The sequence below is a fragment of the Kocuria sp. KD4 genome, assembly GCF_011769905.1.
Classification (GTDB): domain Bacteria; phylum Actinomycetota; class Actinomycetes; order Actinomycetales; family Micrococcaceae; genus Kocuria; species Kocuria marina.
On the sequence record NZ_CP050449.1, the window covers coordinates 1,469,879 to 1,486,472 of the forward strand.

The 16,594-nt window shown below is 63.7% G+C and carries 10 protein-coding genes; 4 read left to right on the plus strand and 6 right to left on the minus strand.

Annotated features, from left to right (window positions below; all coding sequences use genetic code 11):
* Positions 1-60 precede the first annotated feature (60 nt).
* Together HBK84_RS06665 and HBK84_RS06670 are read right to left on the minus strand one after the other, a co-directional pair.
* Positions 61-2,040 carry a DUF6270 domain-containing protein gene (locus tag HBK84_RS06665; RefSeq protein ID WP_167318490.1) on the minus strand — a complete coding sequence of 660 codons (1,980 nt, stop codon included), beginning with the start codon at positions 2,038-2,040 and terminating at the stop codon, positions 61-63.
* Positions 2,041-2,069: 29 nt separating this feature from the next.
* Complete coding sequence (locus tag HBK84_RS06670) at positions 2,070-4,658, minus strand: FkbM family methyltransferase (protein ID WP_167318491.1); 2,589 nt, start codon at positions 4,656-4,658, stop codon at positions 2,070-2,072.
* A 527-nt stretch (positions 4,659-5,185) separates the two neighbouring features.
* Between HBK84_RS06670 and HBK84_RS06675 the strand changes: the two genes are divergently transcribed.
* The 3 genes from HBK84_RS06675 (at position 5,186) to HBK84_RS12840 (ending at position 9,827) form a co-directional block, all read left to right on the plus strand.
* Positions 5,186-7,789 carry an LGFP repeat-containing protein gene (locus HBK84_RS06675; RefSeq protein ID WP_167318492.1) on the plus strand — a complete coding sequence of 868 codons (2,604 nt, stop codon included), beginning with the start codon at positions 5,186-5,188 and terminating at the stop codon, positions 7,787-7,789.
* A 642-nt stretch (positions 7,790-8,431) separates the two neighbouring features.
* Positions 8,432-9,004 (plus strand): S-layer homology domain-containing protein, encoded by a 573-nt coding sequence (locus HBK84_RS06680; RefSeq protein ID WP_167318493.1) that lies wholly within the window; start codon positions 8,432-8,434, stop codon positions 9,002-9,004.
* Positions 8,940-9,827, plus strand: coding sequence for an NPCBM/NEW2 domain-containing protein (locus tag HBK84_RS12840; protein ID WP_167318494.1), 888 nt, complete (start codon positions 8,940-8,942; stop codon positions 9,825-9,827). The genes HBK84_RS06680 and HBK84_RS12840 overlap by 65 nt, the downstream gene beginning before the upstream one ends.
* A gap of 197 nt (positions 9,828-10,024) precedes the next feature.
* On the opposite strand, the gene HBK84_RS06690 is transcribed toward HBK84_RS12840, so the two are convergent.
* The gene (locus tag HBK84_RS06690) at positions 10,025-11,374 is read right to left on the minus strand and encodes a UDP-glucose/GDP-mannose dehydrogenase family protein (protein WP_167318495.1); all 1,350 of its coding nucleotides are present in this window, start codon (positions 11,372-11,374) and stop codon (positions 10,025-10,027) included.
* Between the two features lie 42 nt (positions 11,375-11,416).
* A complete protein-coding gene (gene wecB, locus HBK84_RS06695; protein ID WP_370520507.1) occupies positions 11,417-12,574 on the minus strand; it encodes a non-hydrolyzing UDP-N-acetylglucosamine 2-epimerase in 1,158 nt (385 codons plus the stop codon).
* A gap of 331 nt (positions 12,575-12,905) precedes the next feature.
* Between wecB and HBK84_RS06700 the strand changes: the two genes are divergently transcribed.
* Positions 12,906-13,661 carry a hypothetical protein gene (locus HBK84_RS06700; RefSeq protein ID WP_167318496.1) on the plus strand — a complete coding sequence of 252 codons (756 nt, stop codon included), beginning with the start codon at positions 12,906-12,908 and terminating at the stop codon, positions 13,659-13,661.
* 34 nt (positions 13,662-13,695) lie between these two features.
* Here HBK84_RS06700 and HBK84_RS06705 read toward each other — a convergent pair whose 3' ends face one another.
* Positions 13,696-15,393, minus strand: coding sequence for an AarF/ABC1/UbiB kinase family protein (locus HBK84_RS06705; RefSeq protein WP_167318497.1), 1,698 nt, complete (start codon positions 15,391-15,393; stop codon positions 13,696-13,698).
* A 17-nt stretch (positions 15,394-15,410) separates the two neighbouring features.
* Entirely contained in the window at positions 15,411-16,589 is a 1,179-nt protein-coding gene (locus HBK84_RS06710; protein WP_167318498.1) for a hypothetical protein, read from the minus strand.
* Positions 16,590-16,594: the final 5 nt, after the last annotated feature.

Here is a 16,594-nt window from a genome sequence, read left to right on the forward strand (position 1 = left end):
GCGGACGGTAGATGAGACACCCGGCTCCGGGGTCCCGCATCACCGACGCCAGGGTTGGGGCTACAGGTCGGACACCAACCGTACGAGTTGGTCACGGAAATGCTGGTAGACGCCGGATACGTAGTGGAACGGGGTCAGGTTCCATCGATGCTCCCGATCAGCCACCAGGATCTCGTCCGGATATGAGATCACATGGCAGGGGATCCGTGCTTCGAACGCGGCGTACATTGCTCGGAGGGCCTCGTTGTGAGCGCGCACGGGGTATTGGGGTTCGAGTCCTTCACCGTGATTGTCCGTCTCTGCCCAATAGATCTTGTTCAGGATCACTCGTTCCGGTTGCACCAGTTCGGCGAACTTCGCAACCGCGTCGTCCCAGAGAGGCATGAACCCGGGGGACAAGGGGGTGAACTCCGTCCCCGAGTCCTTATGCAACCCCGCCTCCTTGGCCTCATTCGATCTGGTGTAGGCGCCGGTGTCATCCACGTGTACCGCCAGCCGTTCGTCGATGAGATCGACGATCATCAGGTGGTGGGGTGTCTCTTCGAGCAATGTGGGCAAACTTTTGTCCAGATCCCGCTCGACCATACGGCGTTGGAATGCACTCGACAGCTGCTGCGGACTCCCGTCGACATCGCCCAGGTCCGGCTTCTCGCCCATCGCAGACAGCAAGGGCGACCTGGCCACATAATCGGCCACCTCGGGCATACCACTCAGGTTGAAAGCGTCACGCGTGACGCAACTCCCGTAGATGAATGCCTTGAGCTCAGGCAGGCTGGGGCCCTTTCGCTCAACGGGGAGCACGGCGAGCGTATTGTTCATGCCGTCACGCACGATCAATTTCAACTCACCGTCATGACGCACCCTGCGGGGCTCCACGGGAATGAATGTGGCGTCGGAATACCACGCGAGCTGTTCGGACTTCCCGGCTGCGAGTTGCTGCACCCCGAACCTCAGACCGCCGTATCCCGCCTTGACGTCCCCGCCCATCGACACTTCCACGATGCCCGACAGGTTGGCGTGCTCGGCATGCACCCAGGGCGCAATCGAATCCCGAAGGTTGCGAAGATCCCGGGGTGCCTTCGCGAGGTTTTCCCTCGATCGACACGTGTTCAGAGCCAGACGACGTCCGATCTCCAGCGGTGTTTCCTCGTTCGCGAGGAATGACCTCAATGATTCCGCCAGGGCATCCGGTTCCAGGGGCGCGTGGCCGGCTCCCCAGTCGCACACCTGCACGCAGTGCTGGGGATCGATCATGTAACTGCCCGTCCCGAGGTGCAGAATCCCGTGCGCGGCCACATAGGGCGCACAGTGGGCCACCGTTCGCCAGTCCGATTGGTTCTGCAGGTACAACAGTCGGTCGGTACGACCAGGTCTGTGCAGTCGGGGATCATTCAGGTTCTCCATGATGCCCGCTCGGCGGAATTGGACGCGACGCCGGTCTTGCCATTGAGCCGGGGGTACCTCCTCCTCGAACGTCGTCGGGTGGGCGAGGCGAAGGTAGGCGTCCACGAGCTGGCGATTGTAGGACCCCAGATCAGTGGGGGGATTCCAGACGAAAGCGGAACCTGCGGTCCGCATCCGCGATGCATACGAGAGCGCGGCGAACGCGCCGTCGGCCCCGCCGACGAGAACGAGTTCGCGGCCCCAAACCCGCGCCATGGTGTCCAACACGGTGAGGATGACGTCCCCGGCCCGCGTGCCCTCCATGCCGGCGTACCAGCCCATCTTGAGGGAGTCCGCGAATTCCAGGGATGGGTCTGCGAGCTCCACGAATCCATGGGCGACTCGTCGGCCGATGGCTGAGCCCCAGAATTGCGTCGCCCCGGAGGAGGATTCCCGACCGGCCGCGAAGAACACGGGCACGGCGCCCTCATGGTGACTGACGGCCCCGCTCACTCGGAGTTTGAGGTGGCGACCATCACCGATCGGCACGTGATGTTCCCCGGCGTAGTCACGGCTGAGGGCTTCTCCGAAGCCGGCGACGTCATGGTGCACGTGGAGTGTCCGGGTGCGGTCGGGCCCGGTGGCTGAATTGTTCATGTGCGGTGAGCTTCCTCGGGGGATCGTGTTCATCGGGTGTGCTGGGACAGGTAGCGGCCGAACTTGTCCAGCTTGGCGTCGAACTCGTTGAATCGGCTGACGAGTGCGGAGAGCGCATTGGCGAGGGTGTCCAACGCTTGCGTGGCTTCGTTCCCGGATGCCGGCATCGCCACGAGAGTAGGTGTCGCGTTGAACACCCCGAGAACCACGTAGTCGTGATCGGCGAGCCAGTTTCGGAGTCGGCGATCCATTTCCTGGTCCCGGGCCTCAATGACGAGAATCGGTCGATCGCGTCCGATGGTGGCCCGCGCACCGGCCAGAACATCGAGCTCCATCCCCTCGACGTCGATCTTGATCAGGCGTACCGGCACGGTTCGCGACTTCGCATCCAGAGTCGTCATCGCGATGGGGCCGTCGTCCCGAATCTCGAGGCTCGTGCTGCCGACATTCTGTGGATCCCACGATCTGATACCCAGCCGGCCGCTTGAAGCGCCCACCGCGGACGGTATGATTTCCACCCTCTCATCCAAGAAGTTGTCCATGACATTCGCCGTGAGAGAGGGAAGCAGGACGGGCAGTGCCTCATACGATTCCACCGTGCATCCCATGGGCCCCGCGAAGAAAACAGTATGGTTTCCGATATTGGCACCGACGTCCAGGACCAGGTCACCGGGTTCGACCAGAGTGGAGATGAACGAAAGTAGCTGTTCCTCGTAGAACTGGCCCGTGGTGTGGAGCATCCGGAAAATATGATCATCCTCGGTGGCGCCATACATCTTCCACTCCCGGCCTTGAAAAGCCACCATCGTGCTGGGCATTTCCAATCGCTGGGTGCCCGGCATCCAGGGTGAGCGGGCTTCATCACGGTCGATCGAGTCGTTGATGATTCTCACCGTCGTGGCCTTGTCGATGGCGTCATGACCGGCTGCTGCGTCTTGGTACGTGTGGACGGTCCAATGCGATGCGAAATCGGGATGCTGGTAGAGAAAATCCTGGACCTGGCCCAGATCCACCTCGGCATCGTGGTCGGACCCGAGATTCACCCAATAATCCACGTGTGAGGCCGGTGGGGTGCGCAGCATGAGGTCCAGCACGCTGGCGCGTTCCGGATGGCTGTGCCTGAACGCCTCGGCATCCACGCCTCCCAGACGTTGTTCCGTAAGGGTCGTAACCGTTCGGGGGATCCAGGTGGTCCAGTCGAACTGCGAATTGTTGATCACGGCTCGCGACCCGGGATCATGAGCGCTCAAGGCTACCGACAGAAAACCTCCGCCGGAGGACCCGTAGTACACGCGGTCGGATGAGGCATCAACCCCCAAGAGGGAAGAAATGCGTTGAACCGCCACGGCCGCGTCCGGGACCATCCAGTAGTCCGGGGAAATCTGCCCCCAGGCGAGGCTTACGGCCCCTGGATCGACGGTGGCTGGATCACACACATAGATCTGGTGGTGGAATATGTCCTTCCACCAAGAGGAGCGTTGGAAAATTGCACGTCCCCCCGACTTCTCGAGTCCCACCGCGGCATTCGACAAAGTGCACAGCCCCGTCGCTCCATCCCGCCGGACCACGAGTAATGGGATCGTGACGTGGTCGGTCTCGATATCGATCCTGGTGGGTGACTCCGCCGGGAAAACGGATCCATCCAATGAGGCGAGGGAATCGACGGAGATGCGCATGGGGGGATGTCCTTCTTCGCTCTTAACGGATCCACGTGGCGACCCACCTCCGACTCGAAGGCGCGCGTTTGAAACGTGTTCAACGGTAGTGGATTGGGGGAGGGGGGCAGTGGAGCTCTGGGGGCAATTCAGAATCTCCAGAGTCCGTTCTTTGGACATCGGATTGTGCCCTGCCACCGGGTCCTCGTATGGACGGATTTCGACGTTCCGGGTCAGCCGTGGGTAGGAACGGACGAAAGCCTCGAACATGGGGCGGTCTACCTCACGGTCGTGTTTGGACGCGAGGTTCACGTAGTAGACGATCCGGACAGGCTTGCGGCGCTTGGCGAGCATTTTCAGCACGTTGGTGCGCACCGGGTGCACCTTCCGCAGGTGGCTGGGGAGCATGTTGTCGAACCGAGCTTCGCGGAGTGGGTTCAGACCCGTGGCCATCCAGCGCGTCCAATCGAACTGCGCATTGTTGACGACCGCGGTGGCCCCGGCGTCCCCGGCCATCAGCGCCAATGCCATGAAGCCACCAGCCGAGGAGCCGTAGTAGACTCGTCGATCCGGTTCTTGCACACCGAGCTGGGCGGACAGCGCCTTCACGGCCCGTGCAGCGTCGTAAACCACCCAGTGCTCCCTGCTGAGCTGCCCCCAAGCGAGTGATAGTTGGTCCGTGCCCAGCGTGCCGGGATCGCAGAAATAGATTTGGTGGTGACGGATTTCCCGCCACCAGCTGGATCGTTGGAACACCGGGCGACCCTGCGCGATCTGGTGGTCCACTGCTCCATTATTCAGCACGAGCAGCTTGTCGGCCCCAGTCCGAGGCACGACGAGGAAGGGCAATACGGAGTGCTCAGCAACGACATCGATTCGATGCGGGGCGTCTGGCGCCAGGAATTGGAGGTCGTTGTTCTCGAGCGCCTCTAGAGTGACGATGGTTGTGTTCAGGTCGTTCATGGAATAGGTCAAACGGTGGCGTAGCCGGTCATAACACGTGTCGCCGTCACCCAGTCCCCGGCCAGGAACCGCGCGGGCCAGCCCATTCCGCGCAGCGCCGTAGGTCCATGTGGGAGGATCAACATCGACGAGGGCACGGCCACCACCTTGGGGGAGAGGATCAGTTCGGCACGCCCGCATCGGGCGACTTCGTCCCAGTTTAGGGGACACCTCAAGTAGACGGACTACGAGAGCGGGGCACCAAGGGCTCTAGGCACGCCGGGGGATCCATGCGGTCTCGTACTCTGAGCAAGTGTCGGCCTATCGATTCGGGACGCGTCCCAAGTACATGGGGCTGGAATGCGCGGGACATGAAGAATTGGACCGTCAATTCCCGGACTGCCATCTCGATTCATTTGCATCATCACCGTACAATTCCGGTTGTCATGGAGTGGTGTTCTCTCCCGTGCGCCCACCCCCGATCATCGGGTGCAGACGAATCGGACGGTTCGTGGGATGTGGGACCCGACGCGAACCGGGAGAATCGCATGCACCAGAACCACGGGATGTCGGCGCCCGCCGGGGTTTCCCGGCGCGGCCTTTTTTCGGCGGTGGCAGTCCTCGGATCGGCAGCAACCATCGCGTCCCATGTGCGTACCCCCGCCGTAGCTGCAGCCGCTGTCCAGGGGACGCAGGCACCGACAGGCAAGCTCGGGGTGTCCGGGGCAGTTGTCGTCCGCCATCGCAACATCTTCCGCAGCTTCACTCTCACGTCATCAAGTGGCATCGGCGTGATCGCGGTGGGGCAGAACCGGTACGTCATCACGTTCAATGCCGGGGACGGGTTGGACACGGTCCAGATCTTCAACGCGGACACGGGTGCGCTCCACTTCAAGGCATCGACATCCGCGAAAGTCGGTGGCAACTTCGTCCACGACGGCAAGGGGAACCTCTACTTCTCCGTTGGCAACCTGGTGATGCACGTATCCGTACCCGGCAAGACGATCCGACGTCTCGCGAACGTACAGGGCGGGATCACGGATCTGTACGATTTCCAGCTGGACTACAAGGGGCGACTGTGGGCCGGGACATACCCGACCGGCGTCGTCGTATGCCTCGAGCCGGCGACCGGAAAGGAAATCACTCGCACACCACGGCTGGGAACCGGCAACCACTACGCACGCGGCCTGTCCATTTCTCCCGACCGCAAAACCGTCTGGACCGGTACCGGCACCGCGGATCCGGACCTGTTCCGCATCGACGTCGATGCCCCCTCATTACCTAAACGTGTTGGCATTCCCGGCGTCGGGAAGAATTTCACCGTCTCACGCACGGCAGCCAGGGGACGCAAGGTGTTCGTCTGGCACAACGGCAGCACCGGGAAAGAGGTCCTATCGGTCTACGACACGGTGGCCCGCACCTGGGCGCCGTCCCCGACCTCCTTCGTCGGACGATCCGTCTCCGAGACGGACGCGGCCGGGTACGTCTACGTCAATGCCTGGGGCGTACTACGGCGGATGCGCCCGGGGGACGCGGCCATGAAGGCCGAGAACGTGGCCACCGTTTCGGAGAAATCTCTTGTGCACCTCGGAATAGCCGGCTCACACCTGTACCTGTTCACCGAGGCCCCGTCCGTACTGAGGGCGACCAGGATCACCACGGCCGGGGCGCGCACTGGGAGCGTGGACTACCGAGTGGTTCCCGTCCCGCTCATGACGCAATCGATGGTCATCGATCCGCGTACAAACACGCTCTTTTCGGGCGGCTACCGCGGCGACGGACTGTGTTCCACGAACCTGGCCACGGGGGCGTTTGCACACTCGGCGCCTGCTTCCGGCATCGAACAGATCGAGGGGATGGTCGTCGACGGCGAAAAGCTGTACGTCGGTTCTTACATCTCCAGCGTGATCGTGGAACACCGGACGAACCGCGGTGTCACCGACTCCGCTTCCTACCGCGCTCTTGCAAGGCTGGGACCGTCGCACCGTCAATCGCGACCCTTCGGATGGGCGGTCACCACATCACACGTGGTGTTCGGAACCGTGCCGGAGCCCGGCTACCGTGGCGGGGCGTTGGGAACCATCGAGCGCTCCACCGGAAAGGTGACGGTCTACAACAAGATCATGCCGGAGCTGTCGATCGTTGGCCTCGCCGCTGCGGGCGACATCGTCTATGCCTGTACGTCTGCACGGGCCGGGTACGGTGCGAACGACTACGAGGGCGCCTCCGTGGTCTTCGCAGCGGACGCCCGTACCGGGGCGGTTCGCTGGCGCCGGACGCTGCCCGGTACATCCGAGAATTACGGCCCGGTGCTGATGGGCAACTTCCTCTACATCGGCACTCTCGACACCGTGGTCGAACTGCGGGCGTCGGATGGCCGCGTCATGCGCACATTCGTCCTCGATGAGGGGCGGTCGGAACGGCCCGCGTGGCAGAACGCGGAACTCGTTCGGGTTCCGGGGACCACCAGATTGGCGCATCTCGCCTGGGGAACGGTGACGCTCCTCGACATCGCAACCGGGCAGCACGGTCGTGTATTGACCAACGCGCACAAACACATGTCCTTCGACTCGACCGGCGCCCTATGGGTGACAACGGGCAACGACGTGGTCAAGTTGCGTCTGGATGCCGAAAAAACCTCGGGTGCCATCGGCGTCAAGTATGCCGCGATGGGTGGCGCTCCCGTACTGGGTCACCCCGAGGGTCCGCAGCTAGCGGTGGCCACGAATTCTGGGATCATGCAGAGGTTCTACCGGAATGGCAAGGCCACCTCGATCTACTCCTCGTCCAGCACGGGTACGCATGCGGTTGAGACCTCGAGCGCCATAGGTAGGAAATTCGCCGGCCTCGGTAAGGCGGATCGGGGCTATGGACTCCCGAGCACCGACGCTGTGCGATTCTCCGGCGGGGCGTACCAGATCTTCAACAACGCAGGCCGCACGACTCGGGTGGTCACGACAACCCAGTACGGTACGTTCTCCATGGAAGAATATTGGGGCATCGGCAAGGCATGGGCCACAGCCGGGCGCGACACAGCCTGGGGCTGGCCCATAGAGGACGAGCATGCCGTGGGTTCCGAGTACGTGCAGAGGTTCTCCAAGAACGTCGCCGCGCATCGCGTGCCGGGCAAATCGGTTTGGGTGACAAAGTAAAACCACGCCGTGCTGAAGCGGCAGAATTTCCCACCCGAGCCCGCTCCAACGGCACGATAAGGCCATTCTCGGCCATGGAGCATGGAAACGCGGAACTGGTTTACGATGTGGGCCCCATGTGTGGCGCGTCACGAGCAGGTGTGAGCTGCATGATGAGTGCTTCAAGTCAACGCCCACGGCCCCGCAATGTGGCCGTAACCGACCCCGCATGTAAGGGTCTCGAGAGGCATTTCTAATAATTGACGTGCGCTTATAGAACCTCTTCGGAGAAAGAATGAAAATTCTCCAGAAATTGGTATCCCCCGGTGACGCGTGCGACTAGTATCACAAATTGCCATCGTTAATCTCACTTCCCATGTCTCCAGTTTGTTTACCCCCGATGCGCAGGGAAGCGTGAATAACGGCGGATCGCGAATCCTGACAGTCACGGACGGCCACGAGTGGACCCGTGCAGTGAGGAATTACCAACCAGCCACGCGTGGCAAGTATCCAGGGGAGAATTCCATGTCCAGAATCAATGACACACGGCGGGTCACCAAGATCGCTACCGGCGCCACAGTCATTTCCATGCTTACCGGCGTCGTCCCAGCTCAGGCGGCAGTGCACCCTCACGCTGCTCCGTAGCTATCCCAGGCACCCTCCATGTTGCCCCAAGCCGTGCGCTTCACCGACACTGCTCGCAACCCGTTCCGCACGGAGATCCAATGGCTTGCGGACAAGGGCATCACGACCGGCTATCCGGACGGTACTTTCCGCCCGGCGCAACCGATCAACAGAGATGCAATGGCGGCGTTCCTGTACCGCATGGCGGGCAAGCCGGCATATACGGCGCCGAAGACCTCGCGTTTCAAGGATGTGCGGCCGGGACAAGCGTTCTACAAGGAGATCCACTGGCTGGCTTCCAAGGGCATCACCACTGGCTACTCGGACGGCACGTTCCGACCGGGACAGCCCATCAACCGCGGTTCCATGGCAGCGTTCCTGTACCGCTATGCCGGGCAGCCGGCCTTTTCAGCGCCGAAGACCTCGCGTTTCAAGGATGTGCGGCCGGGACAAGCGTTCTACAAGGAGATCCAATGGCTGGCAGCCAGGAACATCACCACCGGGTACCAGGACCGAACCTTCCGCACAACCCGTCGCCCGAGATGCCATGGCCGCTTTCTTGTACCGGTACACGCATCCGCGGTGGAACGCGCCGAAGCCCAACGCGGGTAAGGCGACGTACCTCGCCAATCTGGAAGCCACGGACAGTGACGGGTTCTATCCCGAGGCAGGGCAGATCCGCGGCAGTACGTACGCCCGGTCAATTACCGGCGAATATTACGGTAACTACCAGGGCAGCGTATCCTACGGTTTGGCCGGGAAATTTGATCGTTTTCAGGCCACTCTGGGTATCGACGACCGCAGTCCCGATGCCACAGCCGTGTACCGGGTAGTGGTCTACGGAGATGACCGCATCATTGCCACCAAGGACGTCAGGATCAATCAAGCTGTCGGCCTCGATGTTTCCGTGGTGGGTAACGGTAATCTGCAGATCGAGGCGACGTCAATCGGGGGTGATGACGGCGCCACGCTGGTTCTCGGTAATGCGCGCATTTTATCCGGAGTGACCCCCAAACCCGCACCCCCTGCGCCCAATGCACCTCGCGTCGACTACCTCAGCCAGATGAGTTCAGTGTCCTTCGATTCATACTCGAATGGAACCTCCACGATCAGTGGCAAGATCTACCAGAGCTCGCTATCACGATTTTTCAACTATGACTCGCCCGAAGCTGTGGAATACAACCTGAGCCGCAAGTACAAAATGTTCCGGGCGTCATTGGGTGTCGATGACTCACGCGCCGACACCACGGCCCAGTACGATGTCCGGATCTACGTCGACGGCGTCGAACGGTACCGTGACGAAGTGGGCTTCGGGGAAGTGAAAGACATCGCCGTGCCCGTGTCGGGCAAGCTCCGTTTGCGCATCGTCGCCACCCTCGTGCACAGCTCCGGCGACTCCACTCTCGCCCTGGGTAATGCCCGGCTCGAATACTGATGCCGTAGATCACGGGTGTGGTTCACGGGCCATGGACGTAAGCGCAGGGTGTCAGTAGGCCCGTGGACCACACCCTCGGGTGATTCTCGTTCTTGAACGACAGTCGGATGGTCTCGATCCGCAATGACGGCAAAGTCGTTGCCGGTGTCACCCGGGGGCCGCACCGTCCCCGCTGAATGCGGTGAGGCCGGCGCAAATCAGCGCGAAGCACGTCCCAACGCCCGATACCGCCACCCCGCATCCTGCCACGCCGCGGGGTCCAAGACGTTGCGGCCGTCGATGATCGTGGGCGTGGACACAAGCTCCGAGACTCGACGGGGATCCATGTCCCGGAACTCCCGCCACTCGGTGAGCAGGAGGGTCACCTGTGCACCGGTCACGGCGGCGTCGAGCGAGTCCACGTAGTCCAGGCGGGGGAAGCGCTGGGCGGCGTTGGCGTTGGCCTGGGGGTCGTAGAGGCGCACGTCCGCGCCCATCGAGTGCAGCCGGGCGGCGATGTCCAGGGCGGGGGAGTCCCGGACGTCGTCGGACTCGGGCTTGAACGCCGCACCGAGCACGGCAATCTGGGTGCCTTGCAGGGAACCACCGCATTCCTGGACGGCCAGCTGCACGGTGTATTCGCGCCGTCGCAGGTTGATGTCGTCCACCTCGGCCAGGAACCGCAGGGACTGGTCCAGACCCAGCTCGGAGGCGCGGGCGCGCAGCGCGCGGATGTCCTTGGGGAGGCACCCGCCACCGAATCCCACGCCAGCGTTGAGGAACTTGCGACCAATGCGCTCGTCCAACCCGATCGCGTCCGCGAGCGTACGGATGTCCCCGCCCACGGTCTCGGTGATCTCGGACAGCGCGTTGATAAAGCTGATCTTGGTGGCCAGGAAGCTGTTGGCCGCGACCTTCACGAGCTCCGCGGTCGCGTAGTCGGTCACGATGAACGGGATCCCCGCCTCGAGCTGGTGCGCATACACCTCACGCAGCACGGCCTCGGCGGCCTGCGCCGCGGAGGTGGGGCGACCGGCGTCGTCGTACTCGAGGCCCAATACCATACGGTCCGGGCGCAGGGTGTCTTCCACCGCGTGACCTTCGCGCAGGAACTCGGGGTTCCACACGAGGCTCACGCGCGTGCCCGAGAGCGCCGAGGTCAGGGCCAGTTCCTGTAACCGGGCCGCCGAGCCCACGGGAACCGTGGACTTACCGGCGATCACGCAGTCGTGGGTCGCCGCGCGGGAGATCTGCTCCACGGCCGAGTCCACGTAGGTCATGTCCGCGGCGTGGCCGTTGCGCTTCTGGGGCGTTCCCACCCCGATGAAGTGCACGTCCCCGAAGGCGCCGGCCTCCTCGTAGGACGTGGTGAAGCGCACCGCGCCCGTGGCCACGTGCTTGCGCAGCAGCTCGGGCAGCCCCGGCTCGTGGAAGGGCACCTGCCCGGTGGAGAGTAGATCGATCTTGGCCTGGTCCACGTCCACGCCGAGCACCTCGTGACCGAGCTCGGCCATGGCCACCGCGTGCGTGGCACCGAGGTATCCGGTGCCGATGACTGTCATGCGCATGAAGAGACCGTGATCCTTCCGTTCGAGGCGAGGGGGCTGGGCTTACGCCTGGGAATCGAAGTCCGCCACGCGCCGGCCCACATCGAACATCTGCTCGATCGCGGCCAGTGAGCGCTCGGCGGCCTTGCCATCACCATACGGGTTCACGGCGTTGGCCATGGCCTGGTAGGCGTCCGCGTCGTTGAGCAGGCGGTCCACCTCGGTCACGATCCGCTCCTCGTCCGTACCGATGAGCTTCACGGTCCCGGCCGTGACGGCCTCCGGACGCTCGGTGTTCTCACGCATCACGAGCACGGGCTTGCCGAGCGACGGCGCTTCCTCCTGCACCCCGCCGGAGTCGGTCAGCACCACGTGCGCCACGGACAGCATGCGGGTGAACTCGCCGTAGGCGAGCGGCTCGGTCACGACCACATTGGGCTTGCCCTCGATGGCCGGCAGCACCGCCTCGCGCACCACTGGGTTGCGGTGGGCGGGCAGCACGATGGTCAGCTCGGGTTCCGCGTCCGCGATCCGAGCCAGGGCGCGTCCGACGCCGCGCATCGCCTCGCCCTGGTTCTCACGACGGTGCGTGGTCACCAACAGCACACGCTTGCCGGAGGACGCGATCTTCTCGAGCTGGGGGTCCGTGAAGGGCAGCTGCTGCTCCACGGTGTGCAGCAGAGCGTCGATCACGGTGTTGCCCGTGACCACGATGTCCTCCTCCGTGATGGCCTCGCGCAGGAGATTCTCCTTGGACGTGGTCGTGGGGGCCAGGTGCAGGGACGTGATCTGCGAGGTGATCTTGCGGTTGGCCTCCTCCGGGAACGGGGAGAACAGGTTGAAGGAGCGCAGCCCGGCCTCGGCGTGGATCACGGGGATGCCGCGGTAGAACGCGGCGATCGCCGCAGCGGTGGAGGTGGTGGTGTCACCCTGGACCACCACGGCGTCCGGGGGAGTGTCCTCGAAGATCCGGTCCAGACCCTCGACCGTGCGGGTCAGCACACCGTTGAGGGTTTGGCGGGGCTGGATGATGTTCAGATCGTGGTCCGGCGTGATCCCGAAGATCTCGTTGACCTGGTCCAGCATCTCGCGGTGCTGGCCGGTCACAGTGACCACGCACTCGAACTGATCGCTGTTCTGCAGGGCGGTGACGATGGGAGCCATCTTGATGGCCTCCGGACGGGTGCCGTAAATCGGCATGATCGTGAACACGCAATTCATCCTTACCTCGGCCAATGACGCGTTACGTGAGCCGCGGATCACCCAGCCCGGCCCCACACGCCCTGTACGGCCACAGTCTAAGGGAATACCAGGATTCACGCGGACAAGCTCGGATGATTGTGTCCACCATAGTGGCTACAAAAGTACCGGGGAGTAGGGACGATGGTGCTCCCCAGGGTGTCCTACACTGTGTGCATATGAATGCAGGTGTGACGTCGGCGAATACCCCCTAGGAAAACGGCGTTATTGCCGGGAAGTGTTCCCCCGAACACCCGGACCTCGGTGACCTGCGTTTCGGAAAAATGTCTCTGCGAGCTCGATGAAAGGCACCGTGGCACGCAACTATCTGGGCACCGTCCCCCCCAAGGCCCGTGTGATCGTCGCCGTCACCTACCGGGATGGCGACGGGCGACAGCTGGCCTTGCCGCAGTCACCGTTGCGCGAGAGCTTCACGGGTTTGCAATTGCTGACCCAGCAGTTGCTCGGGGACGCCAGGGGGATTATCTCCGGGTGGAACCAGGACTTCTCTATCGGCCAGCTGGGCCCATCAGCGTTCGAGATTGAGGTCCGGGCCGAGGCCCCGAAGCGCGTCAGTCTGCGCAGGCCGGCAACCATGACGAAGCACGTAATGGTCCTGGGTCTGCTGGAGCACCTCACGGATGTCTTGATCAACCTCGGGGATGTTGCGTGTTTCATGGCTGGTCATCCGACGGCCCATCTGCGGTACATAGACGGGTACCACGGGCCCTATTACGAGTTCATCCAGGACGGCCAGGCGGTCAAGACGATCGATGCACGCTTGCTGGAGCTGTTGGTGGCCCCGGGGTCCGTGGACGGAATCCGCGCGGTGGTCGCGAACCTCAAGCAACCTGGGGTTGCTTATGCGACAGTAGCCAAGCGCGTTCCTGGCCTGTACTACGTGAGCCGCGTCCAAGTCCCTGCCAACGAGCACTTACGGGACTTCGCGAACGGAGGGTCGCTTCCGTTCAGTCAAGCCTGCCTGGATGCGGCGCGAGCCCAGGCCCTGTCGGAGCAAACGGCTGACTCATCCTCGTCGAGGGCATATGACGGGCGGGAGCAGGACTGACCGCCCGGTAGAGCCTCGTGGACCACGTCCGGGCTCAACGCACGGTGCGCTTGGACTTGTTCCCGCGCAGCACCCGCACCACGTGGCGGACGCGTTCCACGTTGGAGGACACGGCCAGGTAGCCGCCGAGCGCCGCCACCGTGGACATCCCACCCACGATCAACGGCGTGTGGTACTTCTTCCACCGCTCGGGGTCCGAGGCGATGATGTGCGCAGTGCCGTTGATGGTCGCGGCGATCACGCCGCCGGCCACGACCTGGTGGCCGATCTTGGCGCCGCTCTTGACCAGGGGATCCAGCTCGTCCGTGCGCAGGTGGACGTCGAAGCCGCCGCGTTCGAGCACCACCAGGAAGCGGCGCACGTACTCGGGAACGTCCACGCCCATCTGTACGGCTTCTTCGATCGTGGAGCGCAACCGGTTGAACAGCATGTCCGGGGAGAGCCGGTTGATGATGAACCGCTCCGCGTAGGGCTGCACGGCCGAGACCAGGTCGAAGCCGGGGTCCAGGCCGGTACCCATGGACTCGGCGGTGACGAGCATGCGCAGCAGCAAGGCGGACTCGCGCGGGAGCTGCAGCTTGTGGTGGCGCAGCACGGAGATCAGATCCGCCATGAGCTCGCCCACCCGCACCTCTTCGAGCGGTTTGTTGGCGTAGCGGCGCATCATCACGGAGACGTCGCGTTCCAGGTCCCTCTTGGAGACGTCGTGCTGGCCGCTGTCGGTCAAGCCCAGCAGTCCGGTCGCGGCGCGGCGCGGGTTGTTCTGCACGACGCCGAGCAGCAGGGTGATCAGGTGGTCCCGGAACTCCTCACTGAGGTTGCCGACCATCCCGAAGTCGATGATCGCGATCCGCCCGTCCGGCTCCACGAACAAGTTGCCGGGGTGAGGATCCGCGTGGAAGAACCCGTCCTCGAACACCATCTTGCAGATCGCATCCGTGGCCTCCTTGGCCAGCAGATGACGGTTGACGCCCTCGGCCTCGAGAGCGTCGTAATCGTTGATCTTGACCCCGAACATCCGCTCCATGGTCAGCACACGGGAGGTCGTGGCCTCCCAATAGATCTCGGGGATGTGGATCTGCGGGTGGCCGATGAAGTTCTCGGCCATGCGCTGGGAGTTGCGGGCCTCCTGGATGAAGTCCAGTTCGTCCCGCAGGGAGGCGCTGAACTCCTCCACGAGCCCCTCGAGGTCGTAGTCCTGGGCTGCGGTCCAGTAGCGGGCCACCCACGAGGACATGTCCTGCAGGATCTCCAGGTCGCGATTGACCTCGTCGGTCACGCCGGGGCGGCGGACCTTGACGATGACTTCGTGTCCCTGGAACACGGCGGCGTGGGCCTGACCGATCGAGCCGGTGGCCACGGGCTCGGGGTCCATGTGCGTGAGGATCTCCTCCGCCTGGGAATCCGGTTCGGCCTCGATCATGGCCCGGATCTGCTCCACGGGGATCGGTGGGGTGTCGTCCTGGAGCTTGAGCAGTTCGTCCGCGTAGCCGGGGGGCAGCACGTCCGGGCGGGTCGAGACGAGCTGGCCCAGCTTGATGAACGTGGGTCCCAGTTCCTCCAGGGCCATGCGCAGGTGGTCGGGCTGGGAGTGGATGGTCTGCGGATCGATGAGTTTCACGCGCGCCAGGGGGGCCCGCCACTGCGGTTTCAACCCACCGAGAGCGAAACCGAAACCGTGCTTGGTGAGCACTTCGATGATCTGGAGGAACCGTTCGCGGCGAGAAATCATACGGGTGAAAGAACCCCTTACAGCGTTCTGTGCAGGTAGAAAGCCATGAATCCGGTGGCCACGGCCACGATCAACACGAGCGTCGTGGCCAATGGTTCCACACCCAGCAGGATGATGCTCACGAGTACCAGGATCATGGTGAGCGCGGCGAGCGCGGTGACCAGGGGCTTCAGCCCGCTCGTAAGTCCGCCCACCAGCCGGGCCGCACTGGACCCGCCGGTTGCGCGGCGGGGTTCACGCGCGGGGGCGGGTGCCGCAGGCCGGGTCTGGGCGCCGGGGCGGTTGCGAGCGGCGTCGTCGTCGGTGTGGGCGGCGCTGAAACCGCGGCGCCATTTCTTGGCGTTGCGCCCGCGGTCCGATTCCACGGGCACGTAGGCCGGGGGCACCTCGAAATCCTCGGCGTCCGGCAGCAGCTCGGGGACGTCGTTGGGCAGGTCCGTGAACCACTGCTGGGGGACCTCGGAGGCGCGGGCGGCCTGCAAGGTCATGGACACCTCGAACGAGGAACCACGAATCGTCCCCCACACGGCGGTGAGCAGATCCTGTTCGAACGCGTAGTGGATGATCGGGATGAACTGCTGGGACATCTGGGTAGAGAGCCGACCCACCTGTTTGCGTTCGTAGAGCACGTCCACGGTGTCGACGGTGAGCCCGTGGGAGTTCTTGACCTTGTTGACCTCGAGGGTGAGGATCACGCGGCCCTCACCGGAGGCTGGCACGATCGAGTGCAGATACTCGGCGAACTCCTGTTCGTCCAAAACCTTGATCGAGGAGCCCTGGGGCAGCACGGCCGATTGCGCGGGCGCGGTGTTGAGGGGGAACAGCAGGTCCGGGGGAGCGATGCCGATCGTCGCGCGCGCGGCGACCTCCGCCTGCCCGTCCTGGCGCTGCAACTCGGCCTCCAGGTGCAGCGGGACCACGGGGGTGTAGCCGGAGGCGATCACGCGTGAGAGGGGGTGCCAGTAACGGTGTGCGTCCCCGGAACTGAGGTGGGCCACCTTGTTCCCGCCCACGCGCACGGACACGGTGTGCGGGTCGAAGGGGTTGTCCGGTTCCAGGACCAGCGCGGCCGTCCCGGTCCACGTCTGCGCCCGGCCCACGGAGAGGCCTCCGAACACCCGCATGATCTCGGTGTCGTAGAAGTTCTCGGTGACGACGTCCAAGGACCCTCGGTCGTTGAGCGCGTAATCCCTCATGGTCT

Bases quoted from the DNA above. Each gene is read 5' to 3' on its own strand.
- HBK84_RS06665 (WP_167318490.1), bottom strand. From the start codon at position 2,040: ATGAACAATTCAGCCACCGGGCCCGACCGCACCCGGACACTCCACGTG.
- HBK84_RS06670 (WP_167318491.1), bottom strand. From the start codon at position 4,658: ATGAACGACCTGAACACAACCATCGTCACTCTAGAGGCGCTCGAGAAC.
- HBK84_RS06675 (WP_167318492.1), top strand. From the start codon at position 5,186: ATGCACCAGAACCACGGGATGTCGGCGCCCGCCGGGGTTTCCCGGCGC.
- HBK84_RS06680 (WP_167318493.1), top strand. From the start codon at position 8,432: ATGTTGCCCCAAGCCGTGCGCTTCACCGACACTGCTCGCAACCCGTTC.
- HBK84_RS12840 (WP_167318494.1), top strand. From the start codon at position 8,940: ATGGCCGCTTTCTTGTACCGGTACACGCATCCGCGGTGGAACGCGCCG.
- HBK84_RS06690 (WP_167318495.1), bottom strand. From the start codon at position 11,374: ATGCGCATGACAGTCATCGGCACCGGATACCTCGGTGCCACGCACGCG.
- wecB (WP_370520507.1), bottom strand. From the start codon at position 12,574: ATGAATTGCGTGTTCACGATCATGCCGATTTACGGCACCCGTCCGGAG.
- HBK84_RS06705 (WP_167318497.1), bottom strand. From the start codon at position 15,393: ATGATTTCTCGCCGCGAACGGTTCCTCCAGATCATCGAAGTGCTCACC.
- HBK84_RS06710 (WP_167318498.1), bottom strand. From the start codon at position 16,589: ATGAGGGATTACGCGCTCAACGACCGAGGGTCCTTGGACGTCGTCACC.